This window comes from Roseburia sp. AF02-12, assembly GCF_003461765.1.
Taxonomy (GTDB): domain Bacteria; phylum Bacillota; class Clostridia; order Lachnospirales; family Lachnospiraceae; genus Roseburia_C; species Roseburia_C amylophila.
Genome location: NZ_QTXS01000001.1, coordinates 787,339 through 806,340, shown reverse-complemented (window position 1 = coordinate 806,340; position 19,002 = coordinate 787,339). Strand labels below are relative to the sequence as shown.

Sequence of the window (19,002 nt, the reverse complement as noted above, 5' to 3'; positions counted from 1 at the left end):
AATAAATTTGCAATGTTTTTTTGAAAAAAGTTGTTCTTTCAAAGGTTACTTGGTATAATGGGCGTAGATGTGTAAGAACCGGAGAAAGATGAACCGGCTTATGAAAAGGGAAATCATTACAAGGAGGAAGTTTTTTTCATGGAAGTGAAGGAATTTGTTTCAGGGGGAAAGAAAACTGAGGACAGTAAGAAGAATATGAAGAAGAAAATCAACAGCGCAAAGAAAAATTATGCAAAGAAGAACAGTCAGTTTACGATTGCAGAATTAAAGGAAAACAGCGCGCTGATTATGTTATGTGTATTTGTGGTTTTTGCCGTATTGGAAATTGTACTGGGTATACTGGTATGGAAGATTCCGGTAGTGAGCGTATGTATTGTGGTGTTGATTGAAGCGGGACTTGCTGCATGTCTGCATAACCTTCCTGTCTGGCTGCATGGAATTGTTGCAGCAGCAGAGATTGTCGTTGGAATAATTTCCGGTAAAGTAATATTTATGCTGATTGGAATTTTATGCTATGGGGCAGCTTTGTTTGCCTTAAAATTCCAGAAGGAAAATAATCCGCTTTCTATATTAAAATAAGAAGAAATCATACCAGGAGATAAAACATGGATCCCTTACAATTAGTAGAGTTATTAAGAGGACACAGAACTTATATTCAGACACATAATTTTCCAGATCCGGATGCGATTGCCAGTGCCTTTGGCTTACAGCATTTTTTAAATTACCATGGGATTAATGCAGATATCTGTTATGATGGCAAGATTGAACGCCTGAGTACAAGAAAGATGTTTGACACATTTCAGATTGATATTTTGTCTAAAGAAGATTTGGATGATATGAAGAAAGAGGACTATATTGTTACCGTAGACTCCCAGAAATATAATGCGAATCTGACCGATTTTATCGGGGATGAGGTGGCATGTATTGACCATCATCCGACAGTAATTGCCTGTGAATATGCTTATAAAGATGTGCGCCGTGTAGGAGCCTGTGCCACAATGATTGCAGAGTATTTTTATCTTACCAATACACCAATGAGCCGGGATGTGGCGGCAGCACTGGCATATGGCATCAAGATGGATACGGATGACTTTGTCCGTGGTACAACAAAGCTTGATGTGGATATGTTTGCATACATCTATCCAATGGCAGATGTGGAAGAGTTAAAATCCATGTATGTAAATGTAATGGAGTTTTCTGATTTAAAGGCATATGGTGCGGCAATCGATAATATCCACATTTATGATGATGTGGGATTTGCATCGATTCCGTTTGATTGTCCGGATGCGCTGATTGCAATTATTTCAGATTTTATTTTATCTCTTGATGTAGTTAATATTTCCGTGATTTATGCAATCCGTTCTGACGGCATTAAGTTTTCTGTCCGTAGTGCATTAAATCATGTAGATGCCGGAAGAGTTGTAGCAAAGGCATTAGCAGATTATGGAAATGGTGGCGGACATCCGGCAATGGCTGGCGGTTTCATTCCAACGAAGAATATGGAAAAGTTGGAACCGGACCGGGATTATAAATTAGAAATGCTGTTCTTAGAGCAGATCAAGGCAGAAGAAGGAAGGTAAGATACCATGGCAGAAAATCAGGTGAAGATAACCTATCATATTTATCTTGAGGCAGAGGATGTATCCCAGTCGAGAATTTTATCCAGTACCTCTTATGTAAAGAACTTATTTAAAAATTGCGGCAATCATTATTTTCAGGGTGTAGACTTTGATGATGAAAGTGATTTGGATGATTTTACCCTGCGTCTCTTTGTGGAGCAGGAAATCTTAGAAGAAGAGTGCAGCGTAGAGGCAGATGCAAAAGACTTTCCGGCAGATATGGCAGAATTCTTGGATAATATAGCCCAGGCACATTCTTTCCTTGATATGGAAGGTGATTTTACCGTGGAATATCAGGGCGAGAAAGTAAGTTTTAAGTTTGCTTCTGAAGCAGGAGCAGATTACTGTGACTTTGAAGAAATCGAAGAAGCATAAAAATTCATAAGCAATTTCCTGTAAAGTAAGAAAGAGAAAGGCAGTATGAAGAGCAGGTGCAATTCATACCGCCTTTCTTTATTTCCTCTTTAAGCAGAGCTTCTCAAAACTTCCAATCAGCTGATAGAGCAGCATGGCAATGAGACAGAGAATCAGAATCGATAAGATGACCCAGTCTAATTTAAAAACCTGGCTGCCATAAATAATAAGATAGCCTAAGCCTTTTTTCGCTGCAATAAATTCACCGATGATAACACCAACCAGACAAAGACCAATGTTGACTTTCATAATAGAAAGCAGGGTGGGAATACAGCCCGGCAGCATAATTTTAAACATGACATCATTACGGGTGCCGCCTAATGTCTTTATCAGAAGAATCTTTTCTTTATCCATATCACAAAAAGCAGTGTAAAGACTCAGAATAGAGCCAAAGATAGCTACGGACATACCGGTGATGATAATGGTCTTGTAATTGCCGCCCAGCCATACAATCAGCAGTGGAGCCAGCGCGGATTTGGGCAGGGAATTTAAAACCACAAGATAAGGCTCTAAGGTTTCGGATAAGGTTTTGGAAAACCAGAGGATTGCAGCAATCAGTAATGTTAAAATAATAACAAAGAAAAAGCTGCTTAAGGTTTCAAACAGGGTGATTCCAATGTGATAAAGGAGCTTCTGACCGGTAATCATCTGGTAAAAGCAGATGATAAGTCTGGTGGGACTGCTGAAAATAAAGGGGTCGATTTTTCCATATTTCGCACAGAGTTCCCATTGCAATAAAAAGACAACAAGAATCAGAATGCGAAAGATTTTTATTTTAAGCTGATGCCTGCGGCATTGCCGTAAGTACATAAGCTGTGCAGAGGATGGGTTATTCATTTTGATTAAATTCCTTCCATATTAAGTTAAAATAGGATTTAAAATGGCTGTCATTCCGTTTCTCTAAAGGCGTAAGATCTGACTCAAAGGAAACGGGTATAATGGAGCGGATTGTGCCCGGCCGGTGGCTTAAGACAATGACACGGTCTCCCATGGAAATTGCTTCGGATAAATCATGGGTTACAAGAATGGCGGTTTTATGTTCCTGCCGCAGAATGGTACCGATGTCATTGCTGACATTAAGGCGGGTCTGATAATCTAATGCCGAGAAGGGTTCATCTAAGAGAAGCAGCTCCGGGCGAAGTACCAGGGTCCGAATCAGGGCAGCCCGCTGCCGCATGCCGCCGGAAAGCTCAGAAGGACGTTTTGCAGCAAAATCGGCAAGTCCATAAGTTTCTAACAGCCGGCTGGCATAAGCAAGATTTTCTGGTGTCATTTTGTGCTGGATTTCCAGCCCTAATTGGATATTGGATGCGATGGTACGCCACTCTAAGAGATGGTCTTTCTGGAGCATGTATCCCATATTTAAAATATCCTTTGACTGCAGGGGGTGACCCATGAAGGAAATGCTGCCGCCGGATGGGACAAGGAGACCGCAGATAAGGGATAAAAGTGTTGATTTGCCACATCCACTGGGACCTACAATAGCAACAAATTCTCCGTTGGATAAACTAAAACTGATATTGGACAGAGCCTTGGTTTCGCCGTCTTTCGTATGATAAATATAATCTATATTGGACAATTCAAGGATGGAGCACATGGTATTCACCTGATAGAAGTTTATAGGATAATATATGTGAAAAAATGAGATTGGTCACCCGGATTGACAGAAGAAAAGGATAGATTATAATAGGAACAGAATCGACAGAAATTTTGAATGGGAAAGGTAAATGCGATGAAAGAAAATTACCAGAAAATATTAGATGAAACGATTGCCGGATTAGAAGAAAGAGGAGAAGTTCCGAAACTTTTACTTCATAGCTGCTGTGCACCCTGCAGTTCTTATGTATTAGAGTATCTTTCCAACTATTTTTATATTACGGTGTTGTACTATAATCCCAATATTTATCCTGAGGATGAATACTATCACAGAGCAGCGGAGCAGAAACGCTTTATTAAAGAATTTCCAACGAAATATGCGGTCTCCTTTGTGGAAGGAAACTTTGAACCGGAGCGTTTTTATGAAACAGTAAAAGGTTATGAAAATATCCGGGAGGGTGGCGAACGGTGTTTCCGCTGTTATGAATTAAGACTGCGGGAAGCGGCAGAGTATGCGAAAAAATTAAATTGTGATTATTTTACGACAACGCTGTCTATCAGTCCCATGAAGAATGCTGTAAAGTTAAATGAGATTGGAGGAAGGCTGGCTGAAGAATATGGCATTCCCTATTTATATTCGGATTTTAAGAAACGGGATGGCTATAAGCGTTCTACCGTAATTTCGGCAGAGTATGGCATGTACCGGCAGGATTATTGTGGCTGTGTATTTTCGAAGCGGGAGCGGGAAGAACAGAAAAGAGAACGTGCGGCACAGGAAAGTGAGCAAGCAGTACAGGAGTGATTTCTTCTGGTTGTCATTTTATGAAAAATAAGGTATACTTTCAGAAGTTAGTTATGGATTTTTGTTTAGAATAAGTACGGACATCCGTATGGAAAGAGAGGATAAAAGAGTGGCACAGTTATGGGGCGGACGCTTTACCAAAGAGACAGACAAGCTCGTTTACAATTTTAATGCGTCTATATCATTTGATCAGAAATTCTATAAACAGGATATGGAAGGCAGCATTGCACATGTGAAAATGCTTGGAAAACAGGGCATTTTAACAGAGAAAGAAATGCAGGATATTGTAGACTGTTTAAAAGAAATCTTAAAAGAAGTAGAAGAAGGAAAGCTTATTATTACCGATGAATACGAAGACATTCACAGCTTTGTAGAGGCAAAGCTCATTGACCGTCTGGGAGATACCGGTAAGAAATTACATACCGGACGAAGCAGAAATGATCAGGTTGCACTGGACATGCGTCTTTATACCAGACAGGAAGTATTGCATACTGACAAGCTGGTAAAAGAACTTCTTGAGACCATTCTTAAGATTATGGAAGAAAATACCGAAACGATTATGCCGGGATTTACCCATCTTCAGAAAGCACAGCCGATTACACTGGCACATCATATGGGAGCTTATTTTGAGATGTTCCGCCGTGACAGACTACGCCTGCAGGATATTTTTAAGAGAATGAATTACTGTCCGTTAGGTTCCGGTGCCCTGGCAGGAACTACTTATCCATTAGACCGTGAATATACTGCAGAATTACTTGGTTTCTATGGACCAACCTTAAACAGTATGGATGGCGTATCAGACCGTGACTACTTAATCGAATTTTTATCTGCATTATCAACGATTATGATGCATTTAAGCCGTTTCTCAGAAGAAGTTATCATCTGGAATTCTAATGAATATCAGTTTGTAGAGATTGACGATGCATACAGCACCGGAAGCAGCATTATGCCACAGAAGAAAAATCCGGATATTGCAGAATTGGTACGTGGAAAGACCGGAAGAGTGTATGGTGCACTGATGTCATTGCTTACTACAATGAAGGGAATTCCCCTTGCGTATAATAAAGATATGCAGGAAGACAAGGAGCTTTCCTTTGATGCCATGGATACTGCAAAAGGCTGTCTGGCACTCTTTAACGGTATGCTCGCAACTATGAAATTCAATAAAGAAAAAATGCATGACAGTGCCAACAAGGGATTTACCAATGCGACAGATGCAGCAGATTATCTGGTAAATCATGGCGTTCCTTTCCGTGATGCCCACGGTATTGTAGGAAGAATCGTGCTTTATTGTCTGGATAAGAAGATTGCCATTGATGATATGTCATTGGATGAGTTAAAGGCAATCTGTCCGGTATTTGAAGAAGATATCTATGAAGCAATTTCCATGGAAACCTGTGTTAATAAACGTCTGACTGTTGGTGCGCCTGGTAAAGACGCAATGGAAAAAGTCATTGCATTGCATAAGGAATATCTGTCAAAGGACTGGCAGGATGAGTTGAATCTGCCGGAAGAGGCGTAGAAAATAAGTAGCTTATTTAAAAAAATTGGTACATATGTATAAGAAAAATGCAATTCACTTAGTAATTTTTGATAAATTGTGAATTGCATTTTTTGTATAAATAGGATAGTATATTTATCAGAAAGACAACTGTTCGCGATAGACGAACATAAAAACGTGAGGAGAAAAAGAAATGAGCAGCAAATTAAAAGTCGGTATTTTAGGTGGAACAGGAATGGTAGGTCAGAGATTTATCTCTCTTCTGGAGAATCATCCATGGTTTGAGGTAACTACAATTGCAGCAAGCCCAAGAAGTGCAGGAAAGACCTATGCAGAAGCAGTTGGAGATCGTTGGAAAATGGATACTCCAATGCCGGAAGCCGTTAAAAATATTGTAGTAAAGAATGTTAATGAAGTAGAAAATGTTGCAGCAGAAGTTGATTTCGTATTCAGTGCTGTAGATATGACTAAAGATGAAATCAAAGCAATTGAAGAAGCATATGCTAAGACAGAGACTCCTGTTGTTTCGAACAACAGTGCACACAGATGGACACCGGATGTTCCTATGGTAGTACCTGAAATCAATCCGGAACATATGAAAGTAATCGAATTCCAGCGTAAGAGACTGGGAACCAAGAGAGGATTTGTTGCAGTAAAACCAAACTGCTCCATCCAGAGTTATGCTCCTGTTCTTACAGCATGGAAAGAGTTTGAACCATATGAAGTTGTAGCAACTACCTATCAGGCAATTTCCGGTGCCGGAAAAACCTTTAAGGACTGGCCGGAAATGGTTGGAAATATTATCCCATACATCGGTGGAGAGGAAGAAAAATCCGAAAAAGAGCCACTTCGTATCTGGGGTGAAATCAAAGATGGTGTCATTGTACCTGCTACATCACCGGTTATTACCTGCCAGTGTATCCGTGTTCCGGTATTAAACGGACATACAGCAGCTGTATTTGTTAAGTTCAAAAAGAACCCTACAAAAGAGCAGTTAATCGAAAAATTAGTAAACTTCAAGGGAGTACCACAGGAATTAAATCTTCCAAGTGCACCAAAGCAGTTTATCCAGTACTTGGAAGAAGACAACAGACCACAGGTTTCTATGGATGTTAACTATGAAAACGGTATGGGAATCAGTGTTGGACGTCTTCGTGAGGACACCGTATATGATTGGAAATTCGTAGGATTATCCCACAATACCGTACGTGGTGCGGCTGGTGGAGCTGTTCTTTGTGCAGAACTTTTAAAAGCACAGGGTTACATTACCGCAAAATAAGCAGTAAAATATGTAACAAAATGAAGATAGAAAAGTCATATTGCAGGAAAGCAGTATGGCTTTTTTATCGTTTTGGCGTTGATAGAAAAATTAAAATGTGATATTATTTCTGTTAGAGTGACTTCTTAGAATTAGAAATTTTGGAGGATATTACCAATGATGATTCAGACATCCGAATTAAAAAAATTAGAAGAGGTATATGGACAGTCCGGCAATCAGATTGTTCTTTTATATGGAAGAGATAACTGCCAGAAAGAGCAGTTGATAAAAGAATTCTGTAAGGAGAAAAAGTTTTTTTACTATCGCGCCAGACAGGCATCCGAAAGGGAACAGGTTTTGCAGATGGGGCAGGAAGTGGAAACAAAATACGGAATTCGTCTGACACGCTATAGTTATGATGAATTCTTTAACCGCATCAAGAGTGGAGACCCGACCAAGCTTGTGGTTGTTATTGATGAATTCCAGTATATTGCCAGAAAAGATGTCGGCTTTATGAACAGCATTCTTAAACTGAAAGCAAAGAAATTATATCCGGGTCCTGTTATGATTATTCTGACCAGCTCTTCACTGGTATGGGTAGAGGAAGACTGCAGAGAAAAATATGGTGAATACTTAAAGAAGGTAGACGCAGCCATCCGCATGGAGGATGCGACATTTCTTGATGTGGTTCGACATTTCCCGGAATATGGAACCAGTCAGGCTGTGCAGGTCTATGGAATTATTGGAGGTGTGCCGGGTTATCTTACACGCTGGAACTCCCAAAAGAGTATTAAGGAAAATGTCTGTCGGCATATTTTGTCTCCGGATGGCTTCTTGTTCCATGAGGCAGAAAATTATATCAGCATTGAATTAAGAGAACTTTCTGTATATAATACAATACTTGCAGCATTGGCTTCGGGAAATAATAAGCTGAATGACCTTTTTTTAAAGACAGGCTTCTCCAGAGCAAAAATCAGTGTCTACATGAAGAATCTGATGGCATTTGATGTGGTAGAAAAGGTGGTTTCCTTTGATACCGGTGGCTGGGAGAATACGAAAAAGGGTGTTTACCGCATTGCCAATACTTATGTGAATTTCTGGTTCCGTTTTGTCTATCCACATTTATCGGACTTATATATGATGGCACCGGAAGAATTTTATGATACTTATATTGAAAAAGATTTAGATGACTATATGAACCGTTATTTTGTCAAGGTCTGCCGGGAATATCTGACTTTATTAAATCGTATTGGTAAACTTCCGATTGACATTCACCGGATTGGAACCTGGGTTGGAAAGAAGGGCAATATCGATATTGTCGCCCAGAACAGTGTCCGTGAGAGCATTGTCGGAATCTGTAACTGGTCAGAGCCTTATATGACCCGCTCGGCAGGAGAAGCATTGCTTGATAATCTGAAACAGGCAAAAATTTCCGCAAAATATCTTTATATGTTTTCCGCACAGGAATTTGCAGAGGATTTAAAACAGATGGCAGAAGAAGATAAAAGATTTGTCCTGATCGATATGAAGGAATTATAAAGTGCCGGAAAGCTAAAAATGACAGTAAAGTCAAATGATTGAAAAAGACAAAATAATAGAAATGGCACAGAAATTGGAGGAAATAACGGTTGGGTAAGTCGTTAATTATCACGGAGAAACCAAGTGTTGCCCGGGAATTTGCACGAATTCTTGGCGTATCCGGCAGAAATGACGGATATATCGAAGACAGTCACTATGCTATTACCTGGTGTGTTGGCCATCTGGTGGAAATGGTATATCCGGAAGAATATGATATAAAATATAAGAAGTGGAAGTTAGAAGATCTTCCATTTCTTCCAAAAGATTATAAATATAATGTTATACCATCTGTAAGCAAACAGTATGACATCGTACATAAGCTCTTACACAGGGAAGATATTGATACCGTTTACTGGGCAGGCGATGCCGGAAAAGAAGGGCAGACCATTGAAGAGAATATCCGGCGGTTCGGTGGAGTCCGTGAAGGTATGAAAGAGCTGCGGGTATGGATAGATTCGCAGACGGAGGAAGAAATTAAAAGAGGAATTGCTGAAGCAAGACCAATGGCGGATTATGATAATCTTGCTAATTCCGGGATTATGCGTACCATTGAAGACTATGCCATGGGAATTAATTTTTCCCGTGTCATGTCTGTAAAATATGGAAATCTTTTAAATGATGCTGCAGGAACCAAGTCCTATACTGCAATTGCAGTTGGCCGTGTCATGACCTGTGTACTTGGCATGGTTGTAATCCGGGAGCGGGAAATCCGTAATTTTGTAGAGACACCATTTTACCGGGTAGTGGGGAATTTTTTTGATGCAGAGATAGAAGGCGAATGGAAAGCAGTAGAAGGTTCTTCTTATTATGCGTCTCCGTTGCTCTATAAAGAGAATGGATTCAAAGAAAAAACACATGCAGAAAAGTTAATTGAAGATTTAACTAATAAAACAGCGGTTGTAAAAACAGTAGATAAAGGAATTACAAAGAAACGTGCACCACTGTTGTTTAACCTGGCGGAGCTGCAGGCAGAGTGCTCGAAAAGGTTTAAAATCAGCCCGGACGAGACGCTGCAGGTAGCACAGGACTTATATGAAAGAAAGCTGACTACTTATCCGAGAACAGATGCAAGAGTATTATCTTCTGCCGTTGCAAAAGAAATCAGTAAGAATATCAGAGGACTCCATTCCTTTGAGCCGGTTGCGCCTTTTGTACAAAGTATTATGGAGCATGGTTTATATAAAAATATCGGAAAGAGCAGTTATACCGATGACAGTAAGATTACAGACCATTATGCTATTATTCCAACCGGACAGGTCAATGAATATAAGTCGCTGACGGAATTGCAGAAGCGGGTCTATGAACTGATCGTGCGGCGTTTCTTAAGTATTTTCTATCCGCCGGCACAGTATCAGACGGTAAAGCTGACCATCGGAATTGAAAAGGAATCTTTCTTTGCCGGAGCAAAAGTATTAAAGGTTCCCGGATATCTTGAAATTGCCGGAAGACCGGATACCAAAGAAAAACGGGAAAAGGAAGATGGCGACGGAGAAGAAAACAATCCGAAGAACAGCGCAGCATTACTAAAACTTGCAGATAGTCTCAAAGAAGGAGATACCGCAGAAGTAAAAGAATTTCTGGTAAAAGAGGGAAAGACTTCTCCACCAAAGCGTTATACTTCAGGTTCCATGGTGCTTGCCATGGAAAATGCGGGACAGTTAATCGAGGAAGAGGAATTAAGAGAACAGATTAAAGGCTCCGGAATTGGAACCTCTGCTACAAGGGCAGAAATCATCAAGAAGCTGGTGCGTATCGGCTACCTTGCTTTGAATAAGAAAACACAGGTGCTGACGCCGGAAGCCTTAGGCGAGATGGTTTATGAAGTGGTGAATATGACTGTTCCGGCACTTTTGAATCCGAAGATGACCGCTTCCTGGGAAAAGGGCTTGGATGGCATTACCCAGGGAACGGTTCCGATGGAAGATTATCGGGAGAAGTTAGAGGAATTTATCCGGAAAGAAACAGTTTCCATGATAAATGAAAATCTCACCAGCCAGATTGCCGGTCAGATTCGTCCATTGGCTGGCAGCAATGCCAAAGATATGAAGGCAAGGGTTAAAATCGGAGCAACCTGTCCGGTCTGTGGCGGCGAGATTGAGACTACACCTTTTGGTTATGGTTGCTCAAATTATAATAAAGATGGCAGTGGATGCCGTTTTGCTATTGGTTCCATCGCCGGAAGAGAGCTTAACGATGAAGAAGTAAAGCAGTTATTAAGCGAAGGCAGAACCGGAGTCTTAAAGGGATTTACTTCGAAGAATAAGAAGAAGTTTTCTGCCTGCCTTGTGATGGCAAAGGATGAAGAAGGAAAACCGAATATAACCTTTGATTTTTCACAGAATGAGCCGGAGACCATAGAGGGCGTAAGTTGTCCGTTGTGTGGCGGAGCAATAGAAATAAAGCCATTTGGTTATGGCTGTGCCAATTATAAAGCGGAAGATGAGGCTGGCTGCCGGTTTGCCATTGGCAAAATAGCCGGGAAAGATTTAAACATTGCCCAGGTGAAGGAGCTTCTGACCAATGGAAGAACCGGAACGATTCGTGGATTTACTTCAAAGAATAAGAAGAAATTTGATGCCTGCCTGATGCTTGGAGAAGATGAGAATGGAAAGAAAGTCCTGAAATTTGATTTTGAGCATGTGGAAGCAAAGAAGGTAAAAGATGTAAAATGTCCACTGTGTCAGGGTGATATTGTGCAGACGCCATTTGGCTATGGCTGTGCCAATTATGACAGAAACAAAGAGGACAGCTGCCGTTTCTCAATCGGTAAAATAGCCGGAGTAAAATTAAAGGAAACTCAGGTAAAAGCACTTTTACTGACAGGAAAGACAGAAATTATAACAGGATTTAAATCTAAGAATGGCAAGAAATTTGATGCACCATTGAAGCTTACCGAGGATGGACGCATTGAATTTGACTTTCCGGAGCGTCCGAAACCGGAAGAGACAAAAGTAAAATGTCCAAAGTGTGGGGCATTGTTAAAGAAAAGCCAGTGGTACTATGAATGTGACTGCGGATTCCGGGTGAACCGTTATGTAGCAAAGGTGGAACTGGCTGAAGAAGTATTAGAAGAGCTTTTTGCAAAAGGATATACCGCTAAAAAAATAACCGGATTTACTTCGAAAGCAGGAAATGTATTTGATACCTGTCTGAAGTTTGAAGAGGATGAAATCCGTTTTGATTTTGACCGGAAACCGGAAGAAGAAAGAGAGGAAGAGAAAGATGGAACAGTGCAAAATCAGTAATATGTATACATTAGAGGAGACAATCGCAAAGGATTATCTTGCACAATTTACTTATCCGTGGGAGGCACTTGCCGGAATCGGAGATTATATCAAAGAACTGGGAAAAACATTGAATCCGGATGTTTATGAACAGAAGGGTGAGGATATCTGGGTGGCAAAATCCGCTGTCGTGGCACCGACAGCATGTTTAAATGGTCCTTTAATTATTGATGAAAATGCTGAAATACGACACTGCGCATTCATTCGTGGAAATGCAATTGTCGGAAAAGGAACGGTGGTAGGCAATTCTACCGAGTTAAAGAATGTCATTCTTTTTAATTCCGTGCAGGTACCACACTATAATTATGTGGGAGATTCTATTTTAGGATATAAGTCACACATGGGAGCAGGTTCCATCACATCCAATGTAAAATCCGATAAGACACTGGTGGTAGTAAAATCTGCTGATGAGAAGATGGAAACCGGACGTAAGAAATTTGGTGCCATGTTAGGAGATTTTGTAGAGGTCGGCTGTAATTCCGTATTGAATCCGGGAACGGTCATCGGACCACATACCAATATTTATCCGCTTTCCCCGGTACGTGGAGTAGTTCCGGCGCATTCTATTTATAAGAATAAGAATGAAATTGTAAGTAAAGCAGAAGACTAAACGGATGGAAATTTACCCGCAGAAGTTACCTGCGGTAGCTGCTTGCAGAAAAATGACAATAGAAAATTAAGAAATGAATGGTTGACAAAAACAGCTGTATGCATTACTGTATTAATTAAGTAATACATACGGCTGCTTTTTAGTTGGACAAGAACTTTAAAAAGAGTGTTTCTCGCAGTATATACGGGAAGCTTACAAAGAGTGTTTCTCGTGAATTTTGGAGGGTGAAAATGTTAGAAGTACAAGAGCTTACTAAGAAATATGGAAAGAATGTGGCAGTAGACCATGTCAGCTTTATGGTGCAGGATGGTCAGGTCGGTATCCTGCTTGGACCAAATGGTGCCGGAAAATCAACCATTATAAAGAGTATTGCAGGACTCCTTCGCTATGAAGGCGGTGTTGGTATTAATGGAATGAAGGCAAGAAGCCTGGAAGCAAAGAAAATATTTGGCTATGTACCGGAGATTCCGGCAATGTTTGAAGCGCTGACGGTGCGGGAGCATATCGAATATGTGAAGCGGGCATATAACAGTGACATTACAGAGGAAGAAATAGATGCACTGCTGACACGTTTTGAACTTCTGGATAAACAGGAGAAGCTGGGAAATGAATTATCCAAAGGAATGATGCAGAAGGTCAGTATCTGTTGTGCACTTGCTATTCATCCAAAGGTTGTGATGTTGGATGAGCCAATGGTTGGACTTGACCCGGCAGCCATAAAAGAACTGAAAGAAGTTGTGCTGGAGTTAAAAGAGAAAGGCTGTACCATTCTTATCAGTACCCATATGCTTGAAATGGTAAAAGATTTGTGGGATGTGATGTTTGTAATGGAACAAGGGAAAATTATAGCAACATTTAACAAAAATGAAATTGCGGATAAAGACATAGAAGAACTGTTCTTTGAAGTGACAGAACCAAAGACTGGTGGTGAAGAACATGAGTAGTCTTTCCTTTGTTTTTTTCCAGACCATTAAGAATAAAGTGAAGCGGAACCTGAAACGGCCACAGACTTTTCTTGCACTGGTATTTGTTGTTTTATATGCAGCATTGGTATTGTATGGACTTGGTTCCATGTCTGTCGATTTCGGATTAAACAGCCCGGAAGGAATTGCAACTGTTTTATCCGTACTGATGGTTATGATTGTTCCGGCAAATCTGATTTCCTATATCAAGAGAAAAGGACTGTTGTTCCGCCCGTCAGAAGTACATTTTGTATTTGCTGCACCGGAAGAACCGAAGAAAGTTATTCTTCATGCCGGAATGAAGCAGTTCTTAACCAATTTTATTGTTGAACTATTTGTACTGGTACTTGGAATTGGAGTATTTGGTGTTACACCATATAAGATGATTTTATATTTCCTTTATGCTGGTGTACTGGAAAATATTTTAGAGGGAGCGTTAATGATTATCTGCTATGGAAATGAAACACTTCCTAAACAGTTCTTTACCGTACTTACTTATATTATGTATGGAGTAATGGCAGCTTTTGCACTGGTGGCAATCTACTTTGTTTCGGTGAAAGGTATGCAGTTATCTGTGTTTGTGGACTTAATCCAGCTTCCGGTGGTACAGCTGATTCCGATTATAGGCTGGGAAATTGCATTGATTCAGCTTATTATCATAGGTCCTGCAGGAATCAATGTGGTGGCAACCGTACTTCTTTTAATCAGTACTGTTTTGCTGGTACTTTATGCGAAAAAGATGAAGTGTACCGGAGAATTCTATGAAGATGCTGCAAAATTTGCAGAAGATTATGATGACCGGATGAAACGCTCGAAAAAGGGCGAGGTTGTAGTGGGAAATGGCAAGAAAAAGTATTTACGGAATGTAAAGATGGCTTATAAGGGAACTTACGCTAAAGCAATTTTCTACCGGCAGGTATTAGAATACCGTAAAAACCGTTTCTTTATCTTTGGCTGGAATTCGGTGCTGTTTCTGGTTATAGGTGTGGCAATTGCGGTTGTCTCTTATTATAATAAAATTTCCAGCCAGCCTTTTAAAATGTTTGTAATTCCGGGCGTCATTGCCTATGTTATCTTTATTTTCAGCGGTTATAAGACGAAGTGGTCGAAGGAATTGGCAAATCCATACACCTATCTGATTCCGGACAGTAATTTTAAGAAAATGTGGTATGCCACCAAAATGGAGCATATCCGTGCGCTGATTGACGGACTTCTGATTACGCTGCCGGGCAGTATCGTAATGGGACTTCCGGTGTCTTACATGATTTTGACCGTCATTTTATATATGTGCCTGAATGCTAATAAGCTTTATATGAATATGCTGGCAGATGTCGTGATAGGGAAAATGTTTGGAGAACTGGGCAGAACGATTCTTCGGATGCTGTTCCAGGGACTGGTATTATGTGTCGGAATCATTGTGGCAGTAGCAACGGGAGCGTTCATTTCCGTGACTGCAGGATTTATTATGATGATAGTCGTTATATTCCTGCTGACACTGGTTGGAGCAATCGGAGCATCCTTTGCATTTGAGCGGATGGAGGCATTAGATTAACAAATTGAGAAAATTAAGGGGCATTTCCTGTAAAAAAGACTGGACTAATGTAAAAAAATGTGAGAAAATGAGGGCGGTGTGTTAAATGTATAACAAAGTTTAACATGATATATATTTCATATCGAAAGGAGTCTTATAATGATTTACACGAAGGAAGTCGAAAACATGTGTCCTGTTGCCAAGGGCGCAAAACATGAGCCAGCTCCAATTCCAGAAGAAGGAAAATGGGTTCATTCCAAAAAAATTGAAGATATTTCAGGATTTACACACGGTGTAGGCTGGTGTGCACCACAGCAGGGTGCCTGCAAGCTTTCATTAAATGTAAAAAATGGTGTGATTGAAGAAGCACTGGTTGAGACAATCGGATGCTCAGGTATGACACATTCAGCAGCAATGGCAGCAGAGGTTCTTCAGGGAAAAACAATTCTTGAAGCATTAAATACTGACCTTGTTTGTGACGCAATCAATACAGCAATGAGAGAGTTATTCTTACAGATCGTTTACGGACGTACTCAGAGTGCATTCTCTGATGACGGACTTGCAGTAGGTGCTGGTCTGGAAGATTTAGGAAAAGGACTTCGTTCCCAGGTTGGTACTATGTACGCAACAAAGGAGAAAGGTGTTCGTTACTTAGAGATGGCTGAAGGTTATGTAACAGGCATCGCTCTTGACGAGAACAACGAAGTTATCGGATATCAGTTCGTTTCTCTTGGAAAAATGACAGACTTTATCAAAAAAGGTGATGACCCTAACACTGCATGGGAAAAAGCAAAAGGCCAGTATGGTCGTGTAGCTGATGCTGTTAAGATCATTGACCCAAGAGAAGAGTAAGAAAGGAGAGACGAAGATAATGGCATTATTTGAAGGATATGAAAGAAGAATTGACCAGATTAACGCTGTATTAAACAGCTATGGTATCAGCTCTATTGAAGAAGCTGAAAAAATTACAAAAGCTGCTGGACTTGATGTATATGATCAGGTAAAGAAAATCCAGCCTATCTGTTTCGAGAACGCTTGCTGGGCTTACACTGTAGGTGCTGCAATCGCAATCAAAAAAGGATGCAAAAGAGCTGCTGATGCTGCCGCAGCAATCGGTGAAGGTCTTCAGGCATTCTGTATTCCAGGTTCTGTTGCTGACCACAGAAAAGTAGGTCTTGGACATGGTAACCTTGGAAAAATGTTATTAGAGGAAGAGACAGAGTGCTTCTGTTTCTTAGCTGGACACGAGTCTTTTGCAGCTGCTGAAGGTGCAATCGGAATCGCTGAGAAAGCAAACAAAGTACGTCAGAAACCACTTCGTGTTATCTTAAACGGACTTGGAAAAGACGCTGCACAGATTATCTCCCGTATCAACGGATTTACATTTGTTGAGACACAGTATGATTACAAAGCAGCTAAACTTAACGTTGTATATGAAAAAGCATATTCTAACGGACTTCGTGCAACTGTAAAATGTTACGGTGCTGATGATGTTCAGGAAGGTGTTGCAATCATGCATCATGAGAACGTAGGTGTTTCCATTACCGGTAACTCTACCAACCCAACACGTTTCCAGCATCCAGTAGCAGGTACATACAAGAAAGAATGTATCGAGCAGGGTAAGAAATACTTCTCCGTAGCATCCGGCGGTGGTACAGGACGTACACTTCACCCAGATAACATGGCTGCAGGTCCTGCATCTTATGGTATGACAGATACTATGGGACGTATGCATTCTGATGCACAGTTTGCAGGTTCTTCTTCCGTACCAGCTCACGTTGAGATGATGGGCTTAATCGGAATGGGTAATAACCCAATGGTTGGTGCTACAGTAGCAGTTGCCGTTTCCGTCGAGGAAGCAGCAAAAGCTGGTAAATTCTAAATAGAAAGCTTGATTTTATAGGCTTTTTGGAGAGTCTTTGGAGAAATCCGAAGACTCTCTTATTTTTTATAAAAGTACATGTGGACGAAAATAATATTGAAATGTCCACATCTCGTCCATGTAAATTTAAAATGTGGACGAGGTATGTTATACTCCTAATAAGAGGAACATCTGTTCTTGAAAGGAGTATGACTATGGGTGATGTATTGATTAAAGCAAGAACTCGTAACAGTGGTAAAGTAGTATATGAATATCGGTTTGAAGTTGCTTCTATAGATGGCAAACGTCAATGGAAATCTAAATCTGGCTTTGCTACAAAGAGAGAAGCCAAAGAAGCTGGCAAGATAGCACAGCAAGCATATGAACATGTGGGACAAGTCATTGAACCTTCAGATATGTCATATGCTGATTTCCTAGATATGTGGTTAGAAAAAGATTGTAAGCTCACTTGTAAACCTTCTACACTTGTAGGATATGAGAAAAAAATTAGATTATATATCAAACCTGAAATCGGCTCATATAAGCTAAAAACTATCACCAAAGATACTCTGCAAGATTTCATAACCAAAATGTACGATGAAGGCTACTCAATCAATACAGTAAACTCGGTTAAAGGATTATTAACAAAATCATTTACTTATGCTTTGGATAGACATTATATCATATCAACTCCTGCAATAAATTTAGTAGTTCCAACAAAGAAACAACCAAAGAAAGCAACGAGAAGTAAGAAACATGTATATATTCCTCAAGAAGTCATGCAAAAAATATTTGAAAGATTCCCAGAAGGTTCGTCGGCTTATATCCCTATTATGATTGGCTATCATACAGGATTACGCTTGGGAGAGATATATGGACTTGTATGGGAAGACATTGATTTCGAGAATAAAACACTCTCAGTTAATAGGCAAGTTCAATGGGAAGCTGGCGAAACAAGATCGGAAGAAGAGAAAAAGAAAGCTAATGGCACATCTAAATCTAATGGATACTGGTATTTCTCTAAGCCTAAATATAATTCTTTTAGAACGATAGAACTTGATGAAGTAATATTAAAAGCTTTGAAAAAAGAACACGATAAGCAGCTAAAAGCAAGAGAATATTTTGACAAATACTATAATCGTTATTATAGTGAAAATGAAATGACATATGCTAAAACTGATGACATATTACCAATGAATAAAGTATCTCAAGAAAAGTCACATTATGAAGTTGATTTTATTTGTAGACGAGAAGATGGCTCATATATTAGTGCAAGAACAACACAACATACGTCCTCTATAATTCATAAACAATTGCATTTTCCACAGTACGATACACATAGTTTAAGACATACTCATGGAACAATATTATATGAAAATGGAGCTAGTTTTATGTATATTAAGGAGAGGTTAGGACATAAAAATCTACAGACAACAATTGAGATATACACAAATCATTATACAGATACAATAAATAAAAATGGTAATATTGTTTTAAATAATGCTTTTAGTAAGGAGAATGTATGATATATTTAATTAATAATATTCGACAACATGAAAGACATTTTTGGAATTGCCTGCATAGTATTGCTTCACAAGAGCAAATTAAAAGAATATTAGAGGGATATAAGGTTATTATTAATGAATCTGAATATCAAATAATAGAAAAGGAAAAATCGTAAAAAATAGGGTATGTAGATTAATTTCTACATACCCTATAATTTTATTTCTATTTCTACTTGTGGTACAACAATATAGTTATGTTTTATATTGGATTCAATTGCAAGCCATTTTAATATATCAATAAGACTTTCAGCATCATCCATTGTATTAAGTGTTACATCTGATAAATTTTTTGTTATTCCATCGTATACTTTATATTTCATTGTAGCAAGATTCTTGATTTGTTCTTGATTCATGACAGCTTCGCCCTGTTTTAAGATTGCTGGTACTTCATATTTCTTAAGACCATATTTCTGAACAAGGT

Annotated in this window: 18 protein-coding genes; 15 read left to right on the top strand and 3 right to left on the bottom strand. The window is 39.6% G+C overall.

Going from position 1 to position 19,002, the window contains the following annotated elements; all coding sequences use genetic code 11:
- The first annotated feature begins 138 nt into the window (after positions 1–138).
- From DV740_RS04005 to DV740_RS03995, 3 genes are read left to right on the top strand one after another with little or no spacing between them, the layout of a single operon-like run.
- Positions 139–579 (top strand): hypothetical protein, encoded by a 441-nt coding sequence (locus DV740_RS04005; protein WP_117698570.1) that lies wholly within the window; start codon positions 139–141, stop codon positions 577–579.
- Positions 580–605: 26 nt separating this feature from the next.
- Positions 606–1,580: a DHH family phosphoesterase gene (locus DV740_RS04000; protein WP_118087494.1), complete on the top strand. Its 975-nt coding sequence runs from the start codon at positions 606–608 to the stop codon at positions 1,578–1,580.
- 6 nt (positions 1,581–1,586) lie between these two features.
- Entirely contained in the window at positions 1,587–1,994 is a 408-nt protein-coding gene (locus tag DV740_RS03995; protein ID WP_022243212.1) for a hypothetical protein, read from the top strand.
- Positions 1,995–2,072: 78 nt separating this feature from the next.
- Here the strand turns inward: DV740_RS03995 and DV740_RS03990 are convergent, their stop codons facing one another.
- Both DV740_RS03990 and DV740_RS03985 read right to left on the bottom strand, forming a co-directional pair.
- The gene (locus DV740_RS03990) at positions 2,073–2,870 is read right to left on the bottom strand and encodes an ABC transporter permease (RefSeq protein ID WP_118087493.1); all 798 of its coding nucleotides are present in this window, start codon (positions 2,868–2,870) and stop codon (positions 2,073–2,075) included.
- On the bottom strand, positions 2,863–3,630 hold the full coding sequence (locus DV740_RS03985; RefSeq protein ID WP_118087492.1) for an ABC transporter ATP-binding protein: 768 nt from the start codon (positions 3,628–3,630) through the stop codon (positions 2,863–2,865). The genes DV740_RS03990 and DV740_RS03985 overlap by 8 nt, the downstream gene beginning before the upstream one ends.
- 117 nt (positions 3,631–3,747) lie before the next feature.
- On the opposite strand from DV740_RS03985, the gene DV740_RS03980 reads away from it, so the two are divergent.
- The 12 genes from DV740_RS03980 (at position 3,748) to DV740_RS14750 (ending at position 18,697) form a co-directional block, all read left to right on the top strand.
- The gene (locus DV740_RS03980; protein WP_118087491.1) at positions 3,748–4,431 is read left to right on the top strand and encodes an epoxyqueuosine reductase QueH; all 684 of its coding nucleotides are present in this window, start codon (positions 3,748–3,750) and stop codon (positions 4,429–4,431) included.
- A gap of 109 nt (positions 4,432–4,540) precedes the next feature.
- On the top strand, positions 4,541–5,953 hold the full coding sequence (argH, locus tag DV740_RS03975) for an argininosuccinate lyase (RefSeq protein WP_117698565.1): 1,413 nt from the start codon (positions 4,541–4,543) through the stop codon (positions 5,951–5,953).
- Positions 5,954–6,125: 172 nt separating this feature from the next.
- Positions 6,126–7,211, top strand: a complete 1,086-nt coding sequence (gene asd / locus DV740_RS03970) for an aspartate-semialdehyde dehydrogenase (protein ID WP_117698564.1) — start codon at positions 6,126–6,128, stop codon at positions 7,209–7,211.
- Between the two features lie 156 nt (positions 7,212–7,367).
- Positions 7,368–8,729: an ATP-binding protein gene (locus DV740_RS03965; protein ID WP_118087490.1), complete on the top strand. Its 1,362-nt coding sequence runs from the start codon at positions 7,368–7,370 to the stop codon at positions 8,727–8,729.
- Positions 8,730–8,818: 89 nt separating this feature from the next.
- Positions 8,819–12,013: a type IA DNA topoisomerase gene (locus DV740_RS03960; protein WP_118087489.1), complete on the top strand. Its 3,195-nt coding sequence runs from the start codon at positions 8,819–8,821 to the stop codon at positions 12,011–12,013.
- Positions 11,991–12,662: a UDP-N-acetylglucosamine pyrophosphorylase gene (locus DV740_RS03955; protein WP_118087488.1), complete on the top strand. Its 672-nt coding sequence runs from the start codon at positions 11,991–11,993 to the stop codon at positions 12,660–12,662. Before DV740_RS03960 ends, DV740_RS03955 begins: the two co-directional genes overlap by 23 nt.
- A 230-nt stretch (positions 12,663–12,892) precedes the next feature.
- Positions 12,893–13,606: an ABC transporter ATP-binding protein gene (locus DV740_RS03950; protein ID WP_117698561.1), complete on the top strand. Its 714-nt coding sequence runs from the start codon at positions 12,893–12,895 to the stop codon at positions 13,604–13,606.
- Positions 13,599–15,176 carry a putative ABC exporter domain-containing protein gene (locus DV740_RS03945; protein WP_118087487.1) on the top strand — a complete coding sequence of 526 codons (1,578 nt, stop codon included), beginning with the start codon at positions 13,599–13,601 and terminating at the stop codon, positions 15,174–15,176. The genes DV740_RS03950 and DV740_RS03945 overlap by 8 nt, the downstream gene beginning before the upstream one ends.
- Positions 15,177–15,314: 138 nt before the next feature.
- A complete protein-coding gene (locus tag DV740_RS03940) occupies positions 15,315–16,007 on the top strand; it encodes an iron-sulfur cluster assembly scaffold protein (protein WP_022243201.1) in 693 nt (230 codons plus the stop codon).
- 19 nt (positions 16,008–16,026) lie between these two features.
- On the top strand, positions 16,027–17,037 hold the full coding sequence (locus DV740_RS03935) for a GGGtGRT protein (RefSeq protein ID WP_118087486.1): 1,011 nt from the start codon (positions 16,027–16,029) through the stop codon (positions 17,035–17,037).
- Positions 17,038–17,231: 194 nt separating this feature from the next.
- Positions 17,232–18,542, top strand: a complete 1,311-nt coding sequence (locus DV740_RS03930) for a site-specific integrase (RefSeq protein WP_158561505.1) — start codon at positions 17,232–17,234, stop codon at positions 18,540–18,542.
- Entirely contained in the window at positions 18,539–18,697 is a 159-nt protein-coding gene (locus DV740_RS14750) for a hypothetical protein (protein WP_158561503.1), read from the top strand. Before DV740_RS03930 ends, DV740_RS14750 begins: the two co-directional genes overlap by 4 nt.
- Positions 18,698–18,730: 33 nt before the next feature.
- Here DV740_RS14750 and DV740_RS03925 read toward each other — a convergent pair whose 3' ends face one another.
- Positions 18,731–18,934: a hypothetical protein gene (locus DV740_RS03925; protein ID WP_118087484.1), complete on the bottom strand. Its 204-nt coding sequence runs from the start codon at positions 18,932–18,934 to the stop codon at positions 18,731–18,733.
- Positions 18,935–19,002: the final 68 nt, after the last annotated feature.